Origin of the sequence: Alysiella crassa DSM 2578 (assembly GCF_000745955.1) — a bacterium.
Lineage (GTDB): Bacteria > Pseudomonadota > Gammaproteobacteria > Burkholderiales > Neisseriaceae > Simonsiella > Simonsiella crassa.
The window spans coordinates 168,162-185,539 of sequence record NZ_KN050786.1 but is presented as its reverse complement, the minus strand read 5'-3'; the positions used below and the strand labels follow the sequence as shown (position 1 = coordinate 185,539).

Below are 17,378 nucleotides of genomic sequence, written 5' to 3'. Positions count from 1 at the left end.
GATTACAAAGACAAATCCAAATCAAACACATCAGACATTTCTTCGCCAATACTGTGGCTGTCTTCCTGCGCCATATTCAGTAAATCGTCAGGATTATCGCGCAACACCACATTCATCGTGTCCGCCTGATAGCGATACAAACGCACTTCCGCCCACGGGCGCAACAAACCCAAAGTACAAATCATCGCCAAATAATTGGTGAATTTAATCCACGCAAATGTCCATGGGCTTAATTCGCTGGTAATCAGGCTGTTGCCCAATTCCACTTTTTGCCAAGTCGTTTTAAACAAATAACCCTGTGTCAGCGGCACAAACAAACCCAACATCACCACATACATCAAACCAACAAAAGCAAATATGCCTTGCCCCACCGTTTCTTTGGATACGTCGCCATTCGTTAAGCCGCCCAGCATACCCCCCAAAAAACCCAGTCCAACCGCAAAAACAAACACCACACCTATCATAATAAAATAAGGCAATAACACCGCCGCATAAAAATCGCCAATTTTAGATTTCAATTCCATTTGCAAATCGCCAATATGCAAATGATTGATTTGATATGATTTAAACCAATACAACGCCAAAGGATAAAGCAAACCAAAACTCAACATAGTCGCCAACGCACCTTTCAATGCCATCGCATACGTTTCGCCCAAAGTCGCAGAAAAATAAAAACGACTGTTGCCAAATTTCGTATTCCGCGCCCGAAAACGCATGGTAGAACGCAGCAACCACGGCATCACCGCAAACAGCAGCAACATCGCCAACCAATAATATTCAGGGCTAACTTCTGCCACAAACGACACGCCCACAAACAACACCATCGCAATCGCACGCCCCACCAAAATACGCGTAGGAATGGCTGTAAAATCAAATACCTGACCCGCCAATTCCGTATTACCATAAAAATAACGCAAACGGCGCACTTTCGCCCAAGGCGCGTAAATGGACAAGGTGATAATCGTCAGAAAAATATTTACAATCCAGATTTTGAAATATTCTCGCGCATCACCATAAAATTCAAATTGCCAAGTTTTTTCTTCAAAATGCGTGGGTTTACTTAGCGAAGTGGCGTTCAGCTCATTCATTGTGTTTCTTTCTGATTTGAATTATTGGAAAATGAAATTATAAAAAATTTAATTGCGAATGGCTATTAAATTGGCACATAAACCGCAAAAAGTGTGGTTTCAGGCTGCCTTTCGCTACCCTACAAAAAATGAAATACTGCCTGAAATCGTTGAAATACAGCAATCTAACCCCCTCTCCTTTGGGAGAGGAAAAAATCGTGGTGCATTGAAAGTTTTACCCTCTCCCTAACCCTCTCCCACAGGCATGGGTATCTACACATCTTTTTTTGAGATTATGTTGATTGTTTTTCAACAAAAATTTCAAAACAAGCTGACAAAATCTCGCCGTGTTACGCGTGATTTTGAAACTAAAATTAAGGGCTATTGAATTGATATTTCAAATAACCTTTTAATTTTATTGCAAAAAGATGTGTAGATACCCATGCCCACAGGAGAGGGAACAGATGAGCAGTAGACAAAAATTTATAGGGTAATGAAAGGCTGCCTGAAACACCACCGCCCTACTCCACCCACACTTTACGCTATAATTTTAAATTTTTCAGGCAGCCTGAACATGAACCCCACTCAAATCCGCGAACACCTGCAAACCTTTCTTTCCCCCAGCGAAATTCCCAGCGACCAAACCGCCTTTCTGCTTGACCAACGCAAACGCTACACCAGCGAAAATTGCCTAGTCGTCCAACCCCAAAGCGTTGAAAACGTACAAAAAATCGTCCGTTTTTGCAGCGAACATCGTCTGCCCATCACACCACAAGGCGGCAACACAGGCTTGGTGGGCGGCAGCGTTGCCGATGGCGGCATTGTGTTAAATTTAGGAAAACTCAATCAAATCAGACACCTTAATTTAGCCGACAACACCATCACCGTGGACGCAGGCTGCATTTTGCACCATATCCAAACCGCCGCCACCGAAGCCAAACGCTTCTTTCCATTGAGTTTAGCCAGCGAAGGTTCATGCCAAATCGGCGGCAACATCGCTTGCAACGCGGGCGGCTTAAATGTATTGCGCTATGGCACCATGCGCGATTTGGTGGTCGGGCTGGAAGTCGTGTTGCCCAATGGCGAAATCGTTTCCCATCTCCACCCTTTGCACAAAAATACAACGGCTTACGAACTCAAACACCTGTTTATCGGCAGCGAAGGCACGCTCGGCATCATCACGGGCGCAACGCTCAAATTATTCGCCCCCGCCGCCACCACCGAAACCGCATGGGTGGGCGTGGACAGCATTGCCCAAGCCGTTGAATTATTAACCCAAATTCGCAATCAATTTGCAGAACGCTTGTGCAGTTTTGAACTCATCAGCGCGTACGCATTAGAATTATCCAGCCAATACAGCAAATTAAGCCAACCAGTCGCCGCCGAATGGCACGTTTTAATTGAATTGACCGACAGTCTGCCACGCGATGATTTAGGTGATTTATTGGCGACCTATTTATACGAAAATGGCTATGAAAACAGTGTATTAGCCCAATCCGAGCAAGAACGCCAAAATTTATGGAATTTACGCGAAAACATTTCCGAAAGCCAACGCGTTTTGGGTGCCAGCATTAAGCATGACATCGCCGTACCCATTGCCCAAGTGGCTGATTTTGTGGAAACTTGTAGTGCGGATTTGCAAAAAAATTACCCTGAAATGCAATTAGTTGTGTTTGGGCATTTAGGTGATGGCAGCCTGCACTATAACTGCTTCCTGCCGATTGTGGACAATCGCGTGTATGATGAATACGAAGACGCTGTTAATTCAATTGTTTACCAACACGTTTTGGCAAATCACGGCACGATTGCGGCAGAACACGGCATAGGCAGCCTGAAAACACATTGGCTGCCCCATGTACGCAGCGCAGACGAAATCGCGCTCATGCGTGTCATCAAATCGCAACTTGACCCACACAATTTATTCAATCCAAATAAATTGTTACCAAAAAACACAGCATAATCGCTTGACTCAAACCCGATAAGCGCGTATAGTCCGCGCTTTCAGCACACGGCGAATTAGCTCAGTCGGTTAGAGCAGAGGAATCATAATCCTTGTGTCCGGGGTTCGAATCCCTGATTCGCCACTAGTTTGGGGGTATAGCTCAGTTGGTAGAGCGCTTGCATGGCATGCAAGAGGTCAGCGGTTCGATCCCGCTTACCTCCACCAGTTTTAAAAAGCCGCTTATTTTTTAATAAGCGGTTTTTTGTCGTTGTGGCTACCGTGTTCAGGCAGCCTGAAAACGCGTGGGTGCAAGCACCCACCCTACGCAAGTCTTTTATTTTCATGGAATATTCAATTTTTCTTATCCCGAGTTCGCGTTACCATTTCATTCACAAAAAACAAAATATTTCAGGCAGCCTGAAAATTTCAAACTATTTGAATTTGAATAATATTTTTTGATTTTATGATTGTTTGGCTTACTTTTCCAAAAAGTAAGTCGCCGCGCCGTGATAGAGCGCACGCCGTAGGCAAATTTGCAACGCTGTAAACATTTTTATCGTGAACTGTATCGTGTGGCAAATTTTTGCGGATACACTTAAAATGCCGTTTTTTATTTTACAGGCTGCCTGAATATGTTACTCGCCCTATCTTTGCGTGATTTTGTGATTGTGGAACAATTAAACCTTGATTTTCAAAGCGGATTTACCGTGCTAACAGGCGAAACGGGTGCAGGCAAATCCATTACGCTGGACGCGCTCGCACTGCTGCTGGGCGATAAGGCGGATTACAGCCAAGTGCGCAATGGCGCGAAAGAAGCACAATTGTCGGCATTGTTTGATGTATCGGAACTATCTGATTTGCAAAAAGAATTATGTGAACAAGGTTTATTATCAGAACAGGAAACGGAATTGTCCATTCGCCGCATTATTGACGCGAAAGGCAAAAGCCGCAGTTTTATCAATAATCAGGCGGCGACTTTGGCGCAATTAAAGGCAATTGGCTCGCAATTAATTGATATTCATGGACAAAATGCACATCATTCTTTGAATCAGGAAACGGCGCAACGGCAATTATTGGACGCTTTTTCAGGCAGCCTGAATCTGGTTGAGCAAACCAAAACGGATTATCAGGCTTGGCAAAACGCGAAACGTGCGCTCGCTGCCGCGCAAACGCAAGCGGAAAATTTGGCGATTGAACGCGAGCGTTTGGAGTGGCAATTCAATGAGTTAGAGCAATTGAATTTGGAAACGGGCGAGTGGGAAACGCTGAATCAGTCGCATGACAGTTTGGCGAATGCGGCGGAATTGTTGCAGGCGGCTGGCGAAGCGCAAATGTTGGTAGATGGCGATGATGGGCTTTTGACGTGGGTACATCGTTGTCAGCGCGTGTTGAATAAATTGGGTGGGGTGGAGCCGCGTTTTGCGCAAAGTTTGGAAATGTTGGACAGCATTGAAGCGGAATTGAGTGAAATCAATCATTTATTGGGCAATGTATTGAGTGATGTGGAAATTAATCCGCATGAGTTGGCGGCAAAGGAAGCGCGTTTACAGGAATTGATGTCGGCGGCGCGGAAATATCGTGTGGAGCCTGAAATGTTGCCTGAAAAATTAGCGGAAATTCAGGCTGCCTTGCATGATTTGGAAGCGGCGGCGGATATTGACGCGCTGCAAAAACAGGTCGCGCAAACGGAAGCGGCGTATATGGAAACGGCGCAAAAATTGTCCGCCAAACGCCATCAAGCCGCCGCGAAATTGGCGGCGGAAACCACGCAACACATGCAGGGTTTGGCGATGAAAGGGGCGAAATTTCACATTGAATTATTGCCTGCCAGTCCTGCGGCGCATGGTTTGGAGCAGGTGCAGTATCAGGTGGCGGCGAATAAGGGCAGCCAGTTGCGCCCATTAAATAAGGTGGCTTCGGGTGGGGAATTGGCGCGAATTAGTTTGTCTATTCAAGTGGTTACGAGTCAATATACGCAAGTGCCGACTTTGATTTTTGATGAAGTGGACACGGGCATTGGCGGCGGTGTGGCGGAAACGGTGGGGCGTGCGTTGCGGAGTTTGGGCGGCAAACATCAGGTGTTGGCGGTTACGCATTTGCCGCAAGTGGCGGCGTGTGGCGAACATCATTGGCAAGTCGCCAAACACAGCGATGGGGAACAAACAGTGAGTGAAATCAAGGTATTGGATTCGGATTCGCGGGTAGATGAATTGGCGCGTATGTTGGGCGGTGAGAAAATCACGGACACGACGCGTAGCCATGCGCGTGAATTGTTGGATTTGGTGGCAAAATAAAATCAAGGCAGCCTGAAAATTAAAGTTGCCTACGGCGGGCGCTCTATCGCCGCGCGGCGACTTACTTTTTGGGAAAGTAAGCCAAACAAAATTTTTTTAAATTCAAATGGTTTGGAATTTCAGGCTGCCTTCTTACAGTACACGACAATTTTTCCAATCACAAAAATGTAGGGTGCGCCGTGCGCACCAAATTACTGAATAATTTAAATATTGTGGTAGGTTTTGGTGCGCACGGCGCACCCTACATTTGTTTGTCGTGTACTGAAAGGCTGCCTGAAAATGTGGGAAGAATGGCTCATCGTGGGCTGGGCAGCGTGGTACGCGGCGCAACGCGTGTACAAACCAATGATATATCAACCATTTTTCCATTTTCAGGCTGCCTGAATATTTACGCCACCGTAAATGTGGCTTGCGCCAATCCGTGTTGTAAATCCAGTTCCAACACATCGCCCGACTGCAATCGCCCTACCCCTACTGGCGTGCCTGTAAACACCAAATCGCCACGCCGCAAGCCATAGGTTTTCGCCAATTCTGCCAGCAAAATGGGAATGGGGTAAATCATGTGGCTGGTGTGTCCGTGTTGGCGCAGTTCGCCGTTTAATTTTAATGTAAATTCAATATTTTGGTGTTCAGGCAGCCTGTCCGCCGCGACAAAAGGGGAAAGACACGCCGCGCCGCGAAAACCTTTGGCTTTTGTCCATGGCAAACCTTTGGCTTTGGCGATGTCTTGAACGTCTCGCGCGGTCAAATCCAAGCCGACCGCATAGGCGGCAATCAAGGTATGGGCGTGTTCGGGAGCAATGTCATCGCAATCCGCGCCAATTTGTAGCACCAATTCGGTTTCATAATGCACATTTTGGCTGAATTCGGGCAATTTCAGGCTGCCTGAACATTGTACGCTGCTATTGGGTTTGAGAAATACCAAAGGTTCGGTGGGGGTTTCGTTTTGTAATTCGGCGATGTGTTCTACATAATTTCTGCCGATACAGTAAAGGGTGTTGATGGGTAGGTTCATGTTTTTCCTTTTAAAAAATGGGATTTCAGGTAGCTTCACGGTACACGACAAAAATAATCGGTATGACACCAAAATTCCAGATTATTTGAGTGATTTGGTGCGTGGTATGCACCCTACATTTTGGGTATTGGTAAAAATTGTCGTGTATTGAAAGGCAGCCTGAAACATCTTTCAGGCTGCCTAAATATTATGACATCAACAAAATTATTTCAAATAACTTTCCGCCAACGCCACCCAATACGCCGCACCAACAGACAAGTTCTCACGGTTAAACACATACTCGGGATGATGAACCATAGGCGTGTTGCCATTGCCGATAAATGCGTACACGGCTGGGATTTTTTGCGCGTAGAAAGCGAAATCTTCGCTGCCCATAAAGGTTGGACCGGGATTCACCACATTTTCCGCGCCCAATAATTGTTGGGCAATGCCACAAACACGCTCGGTATGCTCGGTATCGTTTACCAAAACCGCCCCTGGCTGACCTTCTTGAATTTCGTATTGCACTTCATAGGCTGCTGCGGTAGCGGCGGTAATGGCACGAATGCGGTTCAACACATGCTCACGCATTTCAGGGCGAGAAGTGCGGGTACTTAAACGCAAAATGGCTTCTTGTGGAATCACATTGCCCGCTTGTCCTGCCAAAAATGCACCAACTGTTACCACCGCCGCGTCTTTTGCCGCCACATTGCGCGACACAATGGTTTGCAATGACATCACCAACGCCGCACCTGCCACCACAGGGTCAATGGATTTTTCGGGCATAGAACCATGACTGCCCACGCCTGTGAGCTTGATTTCCCAATTGTCCACCGCCGCCATAATCGCACCGCCAGTCAAATACAGTTTACCCAATTCCAAGCTGGGCATATTGTGCAAGCCGAAAATCGCGTCCATTGGAAATTTTTCCAATAAACCATCGTTTAACATGGCAACCGCGCCGCCCATGATTTCTTCGGCGGGTTGGAAAATCAGGTAAATGGTGCCGTTAAAAGGTTTGTGTTTTGCCAAATATTCCGCCGCACCGAGCAACATGGTGGTGTGCGCATCGTGTCCGCATAAATGGGCTTTACCTGCCACTTGGCTTTTGTAGGGCAAATCAATTTTTTCTTCAATCGGCAAAGCATCTGTGTTAGCGCGTAAACCGATTGCCATTTTGCCATCGCCATGACTTAATTTACCCACAACGCCCGTTTTCCCAATATTTTCAAATACTTCATAACCGTAAGATTTTAATTTTTCCGCAATATAAGCGGCAGTTTGGCTTTCTTCAAACGATAATTCAGGATTGCGGTGTAAATGTTCAAAATGGGCGTTCATGGAAGACAATACGCTGTTTTTGATGATTTCTACGGTACTCATGGTCTGAATCCTTTAAATTAAAAACAAGATGAAGATTTGGTTTCAGGCTGCCTTGTATATTTTGGCATTTGGTTCAACTCAATTAAATAAAGACAATTAAGTAAATTAACGTGAATTTGGGATAAGGAAATTAAAAACTCAATAAAAATAAATAATTGCAAGTTGACTCTCCGAGCCAATATTCCCCAAATTTCAAGATTATATATTCGCAAAAATTATCAATAAAATCAATCCATCAATATTACGAACACAGGTTCTCAAAAGATGTCGGCTCAGAGAGCCAACCTACGTTTATTATAACAATTCACTCATTAAAATAAATGGTTGATGGATTTCCTATCCCAAACTCACGTTAAATTTCAGGCAGCCTGAAAACGAGATTTTTGTCCTTTCAGGCTGCCTCATTGCCTCATAACATCATTAGCCGCTGTGATTTACTTTTCCCAATAAGGAAAATTTTGAATCTGTGGAAAATGGTAATTTTGCTCATGCCAAATCACAGTTGTATTGGCATTTTTTAATTTAATGCCCATTAAATTCAATGCATTTTCATCTAATTGTGCCGCATCAATGGGCGTATTTTTGTCTGCACCAGTAGGCAACATATTTCTGCTGTCCCACATCACAATCGGCACACGATAACCTGCACGCGTTTTCGGACTGTGTCCTGCAAAATCTTTTTCGTGTCCCACCTCATTCCCATGATCCGAAACAAAAATCAGCGAACGCACTGCCGCTTGATTGTGCTGCAATGATTTCAATAGTTCAGATAACACAAAATCTTGATACAAAACACTGTTGTCATAATCATCACGTTGCTGTTTCACCCAAAATCCTGCATTGGCTTGTTGCAATTGTGTGGCGACTGCTTGTTCCACCGCCGCATCATTTGAATTTGGGAAACGTGCAAATTCGGCAGAATAACGCGCCGAATAGTTTGGGTGAGAGCCAATTAAATGCACAATAATCAATTTTCTGGGTGCAACATCGTTTAAGGCAGCCTGAAAATGTGGCAACAATTCTGCATCTTTGGCAACGCTGCTGCGACCACTACGCTTATTGTTGTACACCGCAACATCGGCAAATGAGCCAAATAAAGAAGACAAATAACTGTCGTCTTGATTACTCAACCAAAAAGTTTTGAAACCTGCTTGTTTAGCATAGGCTTGTAGGCTTTGCGTGGGAGTGAAATCGGGATTGTCAGAAGGCACATCGGTCAACATGGCTTTGAGCGCATTTAAGGTAGACGGATAAGGCGAATAGGCATTGCACCAAATACGGATTTCAGGCAGCCTTTTGTGCAATTCGGGCGTGGTTTCACGCGGATAATCGCACACACTTAAATTGAAACTGGTCAAGCTTTCAGACAACACCAAAACCATGGTTTGCTGCGCTGGCACATTATCATAAATGCCGTTTTCACGCGCTTGATTGAGCCAATTTTGTTGCCAAGTTTGATGCTGTGCGGTTTGATTGCGGAATGCTTTGATTTTATGGTGATAAGTTTGCCAATAAATCGGCGGTGAGAGTGCGCGAATGGGGCGAATTGCCCACGCTGCAACGCCAATGAGCAATAAAATAAACATCACGATTTTGTGCCAACGTTTGGCTTGTTGATATAAACTTGGATTGAAGTATTTTTTTAAAATAAATACATAAGCAAATACAGTCAGCACAACTGCCGCCATCATCACCACCAAATTGAAAGCGTGCAATTGCAAAAATTCCACACTTTCATGAAATGTGGTGTTTGCCAGCGATTGAGTAACAAAATATGCGTCCAAACTGCTGTCATACCACAACCAACTGGCAGACAAAATTAAACTGTGTGCAACAAATAATACCCACCATACGCTGGCTATCCAAGCCATAATTTTGCTGTGTTTGGCATAAGCCAGTAGCATGACCGCGCCACCACAGAGAGACAATAAACCAATTTTCAGACCATCTGCCTTATCGCCAGCGATACTTAATAAGCCACCAACCAACAAGGCTGGCAGCAGTAAAATCAACAAATTTTTCAAAAAGTGTGTGTTTGACATGATGTTTCCTTAATATCAGGCAGCCTGAAAATGGGATTTTCCCCTTTCAGGCTGCCTGAAAACTTTTACAACTCAATATTTTTCAATTTCGCAACAGTATTAATATCCTTATCGCCACGCCCCGACAAATTGACCAAAATCACTTGGTCTTTGCGCATTGTTGGGGCATTTTCCACCGCCCACGCCAGCGCGTGTGAACTTTCCAGCGCAGGAATAATGCCTTCATATTGGCACAATAAATCAAAGGCTTGTAAAGCGGCTTCATCATTGGCGGCATGGTATTCCACACGCCCAATATCGTGCAAATGGCTGTGTTCGGGCCCGATACCAGGGTAATCCAAACCTGCGGAAACCGAATGCGTTCCCAATACTTGACCGTTTTCGTCTTGCATCAAATAGCTGCGGAAACCGTGCAACACGCCAATCGGTGCGCCAGATGTAATGGGCGCGGCATGGTCTGGGGTGTGGACACCGTGTCCGCCTGCTTCCACGCCCACCAAACGCACCGAAGTTTCTGAAATATAAGGGTAAAATAAACCAATCGCGTTTGAGCCGCCACCCACGCAAGCCACCGCGACATCAGGCTGCCTGCCTATGGCTTTGAGCATTTGTTCTTTGGCTTCGTTGCCAATCACGCATTGGAAATCGCGCACCATTTCGGGATAGGGTGCGGGTCCTGCTGCTGTGCCGATGATGTAAAAGGTGTCGTCCACACGCGCCACCCATTCGCGCATGGCTTCGTTCATCGCGTCTTTGAGTGTGCGGCTGCCACTGTCCACGCTGACCACGTTCGCGCCCAATAATTTCATGCGAAACACGTTGGGGGCTTGGCGTTGAATGTCGTCTGCGCCCATGTAAACGTGGCATTCCATGCCAAAACGGGCGGCTACGGTTGCGCTTGCCACGCCGTGTTGTCCTGCGCCTGTTTCGGCGATGACGCGCTTTTTGCCCATGCGTTTGGCGAGCAAGGCTTGACCGATGGTGTTGTTCACTTTGTGTGCGCCTGTGTGGTTCAAATCTTCGCGTTTAAGCCAGATTTGTGCGCCACCCAATTTTTCAGACAGCCTTGCCGCATGGTAAACGGGGCTGGGGCGACCGACATAGTTTGCCAAATCGCGGTGAAATTCTGCCCAAAATTCAGGGTCTTGTTTGGCTTGGGCATAGGCTTGGGCGAGTTCTTGCAAAGCTGGGATTAAAGTTTCGGCAACGTACACGCCACCGTGTTCGCCAAAAAAGCCTTGTTCATTGGGGGCTTGGTAGGGGTTTGACATGATTGTGATACTCCAATGTAAAAAGAGAAATGGCTTTCAGGCTGCCTGAACGTTGCCACGCCACCTGAAAGACATTTCAAATAAATGATTTAATTAAACCATTTTTCCAACAATTTTTGATAAGTGCCATTGTTTTTAACGGTTGCCAAACCGTGATTGATTTTTGCCAAAAGTGCCGCATCGCCTTTTTGTACGGCAAAAGCCAAATCACGTTTTTGTTCGCCCAATGAAATTTTGCGCGTTTTGATTTCAGGCGATTGCTTAATGAAATATTCCAACACACGGCTGTCGCCCAAAGTGCCGTCCACCTCGCCTTGATACATGGCTTTGAGTGCCAAATAGAAAGTGTCCTTTTTAATCACATTATCTGCCGAACCCACAATATCTTGCGCCGTGTTGAATGAACGGCTGGCTGCCAATTTTTTGCCTTTAAAATCGGCAACGGTTTTCAGATGGTGATTTTTTTCATTGTCCAACAAATAAATTTCACGGTCATAATTTAAAATGGCATCGGAAAAATCCACTTGGTCGCTGCGTTCTTTGTTAATCACAATGGCGGCGGTGGCAAGGCGATACTGTTTACTTTGCAAACCTTCAACGAATTTATCGCGTTGCAATGGCACAAATTGCAAATTTAAATTTTCCACTTGTGCAATTTCTTTTAATAAATCCACTTCAAAACCAGTAGGTTGCCCTTGTTGGTCTTTAAAACCAAATGGTGGGAAATTCAATTCTGTGCCAACCAATACGCTTTCTTGTTGCGATGTTGTGGCGGCAGAAGCTGGCTTGATTTGAGGAGAGGAAGCTTTTTTGTCTGTTTGGTCGGTGGATTGGGTTTGTGCTTTTTGCTCAACACATGCAAACAATGTAGTAAATAGTAATATAGATAGTAGTGATTTAAATTCAAATAGATTAAATTTATTCTTTACCATATTCATCATTAAACTCCATCAAATGATTGATTTTAATTAATTATTAAATTATCTCATAAAAGATAATATCAAGTCAAATGGGCAGCCTGAAAATAGTCCCGTTGCCAAAATTCAAATTGTTCACTTTGTTGGCGCAAAAATTCAGCCAGCGTGTCAAATTGTTGATTGGCATGATCTATTTTATTGATTTGTTTGCGAAAATCTTCGCCATCGGGCAAATTCGCCAAATACCAGCCAATGTGCTTACGCGCAATCCGCACGCCACCGACTTCGCCATAAAAATCGTGCATGGCGCGTAAATGCGCCAAAATCGTGTCGCAGGCTGCCTGAAACGGCAAAGGTGGCGGCAAAGTGCCTGTTTCCAAATAAAATTTCACATCACCAAAAATCCACGGATTGCCCTGCGCCCCACGCCCAATCAAAATGCCGTCCGCACCTGTATCCGCCAACACTTGCGCGGCTTTTTGTGGCGATGCGATGTCGCCATTCGCCCATACGGGTATGGGAAGTTCTTGTTTCACTTGGCGGATTAAATCGTATTGCGCTTCGCCTTTGTACATTTGTGTGCGCGTGCGACCGTGAATGGCAAGCGCGGCAATCCCAGCGCGTTCCGCCATTTTCGCAATGGTCATGATGTTTTTGTGTTCATCGTCCCAGCCCAAGCGCGTTTTCAAAGTTACTGGCACATCAACGGCTTGTACCACCGCATTCAAAATATCATCTACCAATTTTTCGTTTTGCAACAATGCGCTGCCTGCCAGCACATTGCAGACTTTTTTCGCGGGGCAACCCATGTTGATGTCTATGATTTGTGCGCCCTGCCCCACATGAAATTGCGCGGCGGCGGCAAGTTGCGCGGGGTCGCTGCCTGCGATTTGTACGGCAATCAAGCCTTGTTCGCCCGAATGGTCGCTGCGTTGCGTGGTTTTGCGCGTGTTTTGTAAAGTCGGGTCGCTGGTCAGCATTTCGCTGACGGTGTAGTCTGCGCCGTGTTGTTTGGCAAGCTGCCTGAATGGCTTGTCGGTAATCCCTGCCATGGGCGACAAAATTAAACGAAAATGTTTTAATTGTTCAATTATTTCTGATTTATGATTCACTTTATTCATAAAATTTTGATGACTGATTGATGTAATTAGGCGTAATATTTTTCAGGCTGCCTGAAACAGATGACAGCGTACACAAATATAGATTATTTACAAAAAATTTTGGAGCAAACATGAAAAATACCATTAAATTCATACTGGTGCTGCTGATTGCCACCGTCTTGTGGTTCACACCACCGCCCACAGGTTTGAAACCTGAAGCATGGCACATTGCCATTGCCTTTTTGAGTGCGATTGCGTTGATTGTGCTGGAAGCCACGTCTATTCTTGCTGCATCTATTTTAGCGACTGTGGTGGTCATTATGAGTAACACTCTGTCTACCAAAGCCGCTTTTGCTGGTTTTTCTGAAAGTTTTATTTTATTGATTATTATTGCTTTCCTGATTTCCAGCGTGGTGATTAAAACGGGTTTAGGGGAACGCATTGCGCTGTATATGATTAAATGGTTTGGCAAATCCAGTTTGGGGCTGGGCTATGCGATTATGGCTACTGATATGTTAATTGCCCCTGCTTTTCCCAGTAATACAGCGCGTTCAGGCGTATTGTACCCGATTGCCCTATCTTTGGCGCATGATGCACAATCCAATCCCGATGAAGCCACGCGTAAACGTTTGGGTAATTATCTGATGATGGTGTCTATGGGTGGCTTGAGTATTTCATCTACCATGTGGATCACCGCAATGGCTGCCAATTTAGCGGGAGCGAAAATGGCGGGCGATTTGGGTATACAAATTAGTTATGGCGACTGGTTTATTTATGCCGTGATACCATCTATGGTTGGTTTTGCGATACTTCCTTATTTTATTTACAAAATTTGTCCACCCGAAATCAAAAATACCCCCAACGCACCCGAAATAGCAAAACAGCGTTTGGCGGAATTGGGCAAAATGTCGCACATGGAAAAATTAACGGCTGGGGTATTTGTGTTTCTCGTATTGGGTTGGGCATTTACCGACCAATTAAACCAATTATTAGACGGCGTAATTTTGGTGGAGCGCACGGCAGTAGCGTTTTTAGGTTTGGCGATTTTATTGATTGGCAAAGCATTTTCCGATGAGGATTTGAAACAACAAGGCACGGCATTGGTTACGTTTATTTGGTTTGCTTTGTTGTATGCTTTGAGTGCTGGTTTGAATGCCACAGGTTTTATGACGTTTCTGGGCAATATTTTGGCGAATGAAGTGGCGGGTTTATCGCCAACGGTGGTGTATATTTCGCTGGTGGTGGGTTATGTGTTGATTCACTACTTTTTCGTGAGCCAAACGGCGCAAATGATGGCATTGTTTGCCGTATTTTTAAGTGTTGGTTTGAATGCTGGGGTGGACGGCACCATGTTGGCGATGATGTTGTTGATGGCGACCAATTTTAATTCGTGTATCACGCCACAAGGTTCAAGCGCGAATGTGTTGTTTGTGGGAAGTGGCTATTTGCAAACGCGTGAGATTTATTGGTATGGCGGTTTGATTACCTTGTTGAATACGGTGGTGTATTTAACGGTGGGGTCGGCGGCGATTGCCTTGTTGAAATAAAAAAAAATTTCAGACAGCCTGAAAATTGATTTTCAGGCTGCCTGAATTATATGAATTATATAAATTTTATTTAAATCACATTGCCCACGCTTTTATTATCCAAATCGCCCAATACATCTGCCAATGGATTCAAAGATTGTTCAGCATAACGCACCGTTTCATTTATTTCGGGCAATGTGGTTAATAAATCCAAATCTGTTGCCAACAAAGCCGATGTTTTGCTGCCCTGCGCCAAATTCAATAATGGCTCGCTTTGCGTTGTGGATTCGGGCGCAGATGGAGCGACTTGGGGCTCTTCTGCTTGTACTACAGGGGCGCGTTCATTTGGATTAATGGGGTTTTCGGCGGCGGAAAATTGTCTTACTAAAGCTTTGGGTTGTGGCACGGAGTAATTCATGGGTGGCACAATATCTGTTTCATCGTGATGACCACCACCATCTGCTGCTGCCCCTAAAGCAAACGCACCCATGGTCGCCAAACTGCCTAACAACCATTTGGTCGTCAAACTCATTTGCTCTGATTTTTCAGGCACACCTAAAGCCACATCATCGGGCATATCGTGCGATACAGACGGATTTTGTTGCCAATCGCTATACATGCTGTCGCTATTAATCGCATTGCTTAAAAAAATCCATGCACCTGTTTCATCGGCAGAAGCGGCAGCATCGTAAATGGATTGCCCTGTTTCATCAATCATCAACACTTCGTCACCCTGTTCAGCATAGGCAAGCAAAACCGCTTGTTCATCACTCATCATGTATACAAGCTGTTTTTCAATTACATTATCAATGTGGGTTGTCATAATGGGCGCATCCTGATGGCTAGTTTGGAAACGATATTTTGCGCGAAAACACAAAATTTCTCAAGCAAAAATCATATCATCATATTGATTATATAAATAATTCAAGCAATTTATGTGCCTAATTTTTCAGGCAGCCTGAAAATCACTTATGTAAACCAATCTTTACGAATAGAACAATTCAGACAATAATAGCGTTTTATAGTCTCAATCTGTTTTTCAGGCTGCCTTTTAGTACACGACAATTTTTAATTTTACCAGCTATCTGTCCCCTCCCCCGTCCATAACGGGGGAGGGCTAGGGTGGGGGAAAATCTATGAAAACAAATTTATTTTTCTGAAAATCAACGAGCCACCCCCACCCTAACCCCCGCCAGCATGGGAGGGAACAGATTGTAGGCAGCCTGAAAGATTTTTGTCCTTTACTGCAAGGCAGCCTGAAAACAAATTGATTATTTCAAAACAAGGAAAAAATTTATGAGCACCATTTTACAAAATCTCCCCACAGGACAAAAAGTCGGCATCGCCTTTTCGGGCGGTTTGGACACGTCTGCTGCTTTATTGTGGATGAAACTGAAAGGCGCAAACCCCTATGCCTACACCGCCAATTTGGGGCAGCCTGATGAAGACGACTACAACGCCATTCCAGAAAAAGCCAAACAATATGGCGCAGAAGTCGCGCGTCTGATTGATTGCCGCGCACAGTTGGCGCACGAAGGCATTGCCGCGATTCAAAGTGGCGCGTTCCACGTTTCCACAGGCGGTATGCCCTATTTCAACACCACCCCACTCGGTCGCGCGGTAACAGGCACCATGTTGGTTGCCGCCATGAAACAAGACGATGTACACATTTGGGGCGATGGCTCAACCTACAAAGGCAACGACATTGAACGTTTCTACCGCTACGGCTTGCTCACCAACCCAGCCTTAAAAATCTACAAACCATGGCTTGACCAACAATTCATTGACGAATTGGGCGGTCGCCAAGAAATGTCCGAATTTTTGATTGCCAACGGTTTTGACTACAAAATGTCAGTAGAAAAAGCCTACTCCACCGATTCCAATATGTTGGGCGCAACCCACGAAGCGAAAGATTTGGAATTTCTCAATTCGGGCATCAAAATTGTGAAGCCAATCATGGGCGTGGCGTTTTGGGACGAAAATGTGAAGGTGCAGCCTGAAACCGTAACCGTGCGTTTTGAAGAAGGCGTACCCGTTGCCATCAATGGCGTGGAATATGCCAATCCCGTTGATTTGTTTCTGGAAGCCAACAAAATCGGTGGACGACACGGCTTGGGCATGAGCGACCAAATTGAAAACCGCATTATTGAAGCCAAATCACGCGGCATTTACGAAGCCCCCGCAATGGCATTGTTCCACATCACTTACGAGCGTTTGCTGACGGGCATTCACAACGAAGACACGATTGAGCAATACCGCATCAACGGTTTGCGTTTGGGGCGTTTGCTGTATCAAGGTCGCTGGTTTGACAGTCAAGCCTTGATGTTGCGCGAAACCGCCCAACGCTGGGTAGCAAAAGCCATTACAGGCGAAGTAACTTTGGAATTGCGTCGCGGCAACGACTACTCAATCCTGAACACCGAAAGCCCCAATTTGAGCTACGCCCCCGAAAAATTGAGCATGGAAAAAGTGGAAAATGCCGCATTCACACCGCTTGACCGCATTGGACAATTGACCATGCGCAATTTGGACATTGCCGATACGCGCAATAAATTGGGCGTTTATGCACAAACGGGTTTGGTGCAATTGGGCGAAGGTTCGGTGATTCCCAAACTGGAAAATCAATAATTTCAATTAATTAAACCACAGGCAGCCTAAAAACATTTCAGGCTGCCTGTTTCATATATTAAATATAATTCAACACCCACCCCAAAAAATAAGTCATTGAAAAAAAAAAAAAAAAACAATAAATTTATATTTTTTAAAACAATATGCTATAATTAAATTAAGGATTGAAACCTCATTTTTTAACCATCTTTATTTATTAAACAAATATATATTT

Annotated in this window: 15 protein-coding genes and 2 tRNA genes; 9 read left to right on the top strand and 8 right to left on the bottom strand. The window is 45.1% G+C overall.

Features of this window, described 5'->3' with window-relative positions:
- Nucleotides 1-2 precede the first annotated feature (2 nt).
- The gene (locus tag Q338_RS13355) at nucleotides 3-1,088 is read right to left on the bottom strand and encodes a YjgN family protein (RefSeq protein WP_051968672.1); all 1,086 of its coding nucleotides are present in this window, start codon (nucleotides 1,086-1,088) and stop codon (nucleotides 3-5) included.
- A 553-nt stretch (nucleotides 1,089-1,641) separates the two neighbouring features.
- Between Q338_RS13355 and Q338_RS13350 the strand changes: the two genes are divergently transcribed.
- From Q338_RS13350 to Q338_RS14690, 6 genes are all read left to right on the top strand, one after another.
- The gene (locus Q338_RS13350; protein ID WP_051968671.1) at nucleotides 1,642-3,027 is read left to right on the top strand and encodes an FAD-binding oxidoreductase; all 1,386 of its coding nucleotides are present in this window, start codon (nucleotides 1,642-1,644) and stop codon (nucleotides 3,025-3,027) included.
- Nucleotides 3,028-3,077: 50 nt separating this feature from the next.
- A tRNA-Met gene (locus Q338_RS13345) sits at nucleotides 3,078-3,151 on the top strand.
- A gap of 7 nt (nucleotides 3,152-3,158) precedes the next feature.
- Nucleotides 3,159-3,234, top strand: a tRNA-Ala gene (locus tag Q338_RS13340).
- A gap of 45 nt (nucleotides 3,235-3,279) precedes the next feature.
- A complete protein-coding gene (locus Q338_RS14955) occupies nucleotides 3,280-3,468 on the top strand; it encodes a hypothetical protein (protein ID WP_147293707.1) in 189 nt (62 codons plus the stop codon).
- Nucleotides 3,469-3,641: 173 nt separating this feature from the next.
- Nucleotides 3,642-5,303, top strand: a complete 1,662-nt coding sequence (gene recN, locus Q338_RS13330; protein WP_034296472.1) for a DNA repair protein RecN — start codon at nucleotides 3,642-3,644, stop codon at nucleotides 5,301-5,303.
- Nucleotides 5,304-5,528: 225 nt separating this feature from the next.
- Nucleotides 5,529-5,687: a hypothetical protein gene (locus tag Q338_RS14690; RefSeq protein ID WP_156961091.1), complete on the top strand. Its 159-nt coding sequence runs from the start codon at nucleotides 5,529-5,531 to the stop codon at nucleotides 5,685-5,687.
- A gap of 4 nt (nucleotides 5,688-5,691) precedes the next feature.
- On the opposite strand, the gene Q338_RS13325 is transcribed toward Q338_RS14690, so the two are convergent.
- The gene (locus Q338_RS13325; protein ID WP_034296470.1) at nucleotides 5,692-6,318 is read right to left on the bottom strand and encodes a fumarylacetoacetate hydrolase family protein; all 627 of its coding nucleotides are present in this window, start codon (nucleotides 6,316-6,318) and stop codon (nucleotides 5,692-5,694) included.
- Between Q338_RS13325 and Q338_RS14685 the strand changes: the two genes are divergently transcribed.
- Complete coding sequence (locus tag Q338_RS14685) at nucleotides 6,317-6,469, top strand: hypothetical protein (protein WP_156961090.1); 153 nt, start codon at nucleotides 6,317-6,319, stop codon at nucleotides 6,467-6,469. The genes Q338_RS13325 and Q338_RS14685 overlap by 2 nt on opposite strands.
- Before the next feature lie 53 nt (nucleotides 6,470-6,522).
- Here the strand turns inward: Q338_RS14685 and Q338_RS13320 are convergent, their stop codons facing one another.
- The 5 genes from Q338_RS13320 to dusB all read right to left on the bottom strand — a co-directional run bounded on the left by Q338_RS13320 (nucleotide 6,523) and on the right by dusB (nucleotide 13,031).
- On the bottom strand, nucleotides 6,523-7,680 hold the full coding sequence (locus Q338_RS13320) for an amidohydrolase (RefSeq protein WP_034296468.1): 1,158 nt from the start codon (nucleotides 7,678-7,680) through the stop codon (nucleotides 6,523-6,525).
- A gap of 434 nt (nucleotides 7,681-8,114) precedes the next feature.
- Entirely contained in the window at nucleotides 8,115-9,722 is a 1,608-nt protein-coding gene (locus Q338_RS13315; RefSeq protein ID WP_034296466.1) for a phosphoethanolamine transferase, read from the bottom strand.
- 65 nt (nucleotides 9,723-9,787) lie between these two features.
- Nucleotides 9,788-10,993, bottom strand: coding sequence for a tryptophan synthase subunit beta (gene trpB, locus Q338_RS13310; RefSeq protein WP_034296463.1), 1,206 nt, complete (start codon nucleotides 10,991-10,993; stop codon nucleotides 9,788-9,790).
- Nucleotides 10,994-11,082: 89 nt separating this feature from the next.
- The gene (locus Q338_RS13305; protein WP_084693615.1) at nucleotides 11,083-11,934 is read right to left on the bottom strand and encodes a transporter substrate-binding domain-containing protein; all 852 of its coding nucleotides are present in this window, start codon (nucleotides 11,932-11,934) and stop codon (nucleotides 11,083-11,085) included.
- 59 nt (nucleotides 11,935-11,993) lie between these two features.
- Nucleotides 11,994-13,031, bottom strand: a complete 1,038-nt coding sequence (gene dusB, locus Q338_RS13300) for a tRNA dihydrouridine synthase DusB (protein ID WP_051968670.1) — start codon at nucleotides 13,029-13,031, stop codon at nucleotides 11,994-11,996.
- A 110-nt stretch (nucleotides 13,032-13,141) separates the two neighbouring features.
- On the opposite strand from dusB, the gene Q338_RS13295 reads away from it, so the two are divergent.
- Nucleotides 13,142-14,557 carry a DASS family sodium-coupled anion symporter gene (locus Q338_RS13295; protein WP_034296458.1) on the top strand — a complete coding sequence of 472 codons (1,416 nt, stop codon included), beginning with the start codon at nucleotides 13,142-13,144 and terminating at the stop codon, nucleotides 14,555-14,557.
- Nucleotides 14,558-14,627: 70 nt separating this feature from the next.
- Here the strand turns inward: Q338_RS13295 and Q338_RS13290 are convergent, their stop codons facing one another.
- The gene (locus Q338_RS13290) at nucleotides 14,628-15,359 is read right to left on the bottom strand and encodes a hypothetical protein (protein WP_034296456.1); all 732 of its coding nucleotides are present in this window, start codon (nucleotides 15,357-15,359) and stop codon (nucleotides 14,628-14,630) included.
- 473 nt (nucleotides 15,360-15,832) lie between these two features.
- Between Q338_RS13290 and argG the strand changes: the two genes are divergently transcribed.
- Nucleotides 15,833-17,164: an argininosuccinate synthase gene (gene argG / locus Q338_RS13285; RefSeq protein WP_034296454.1), complete on the top strand. Its 1,332-nt coding sequence runs from the start codon at nucleotides 15,833-15,835 to the stop codon at nucleotides 17,162-17,164.
- Nucleotides 17,165-17,378: the final 214 nt, after the last annotated feature.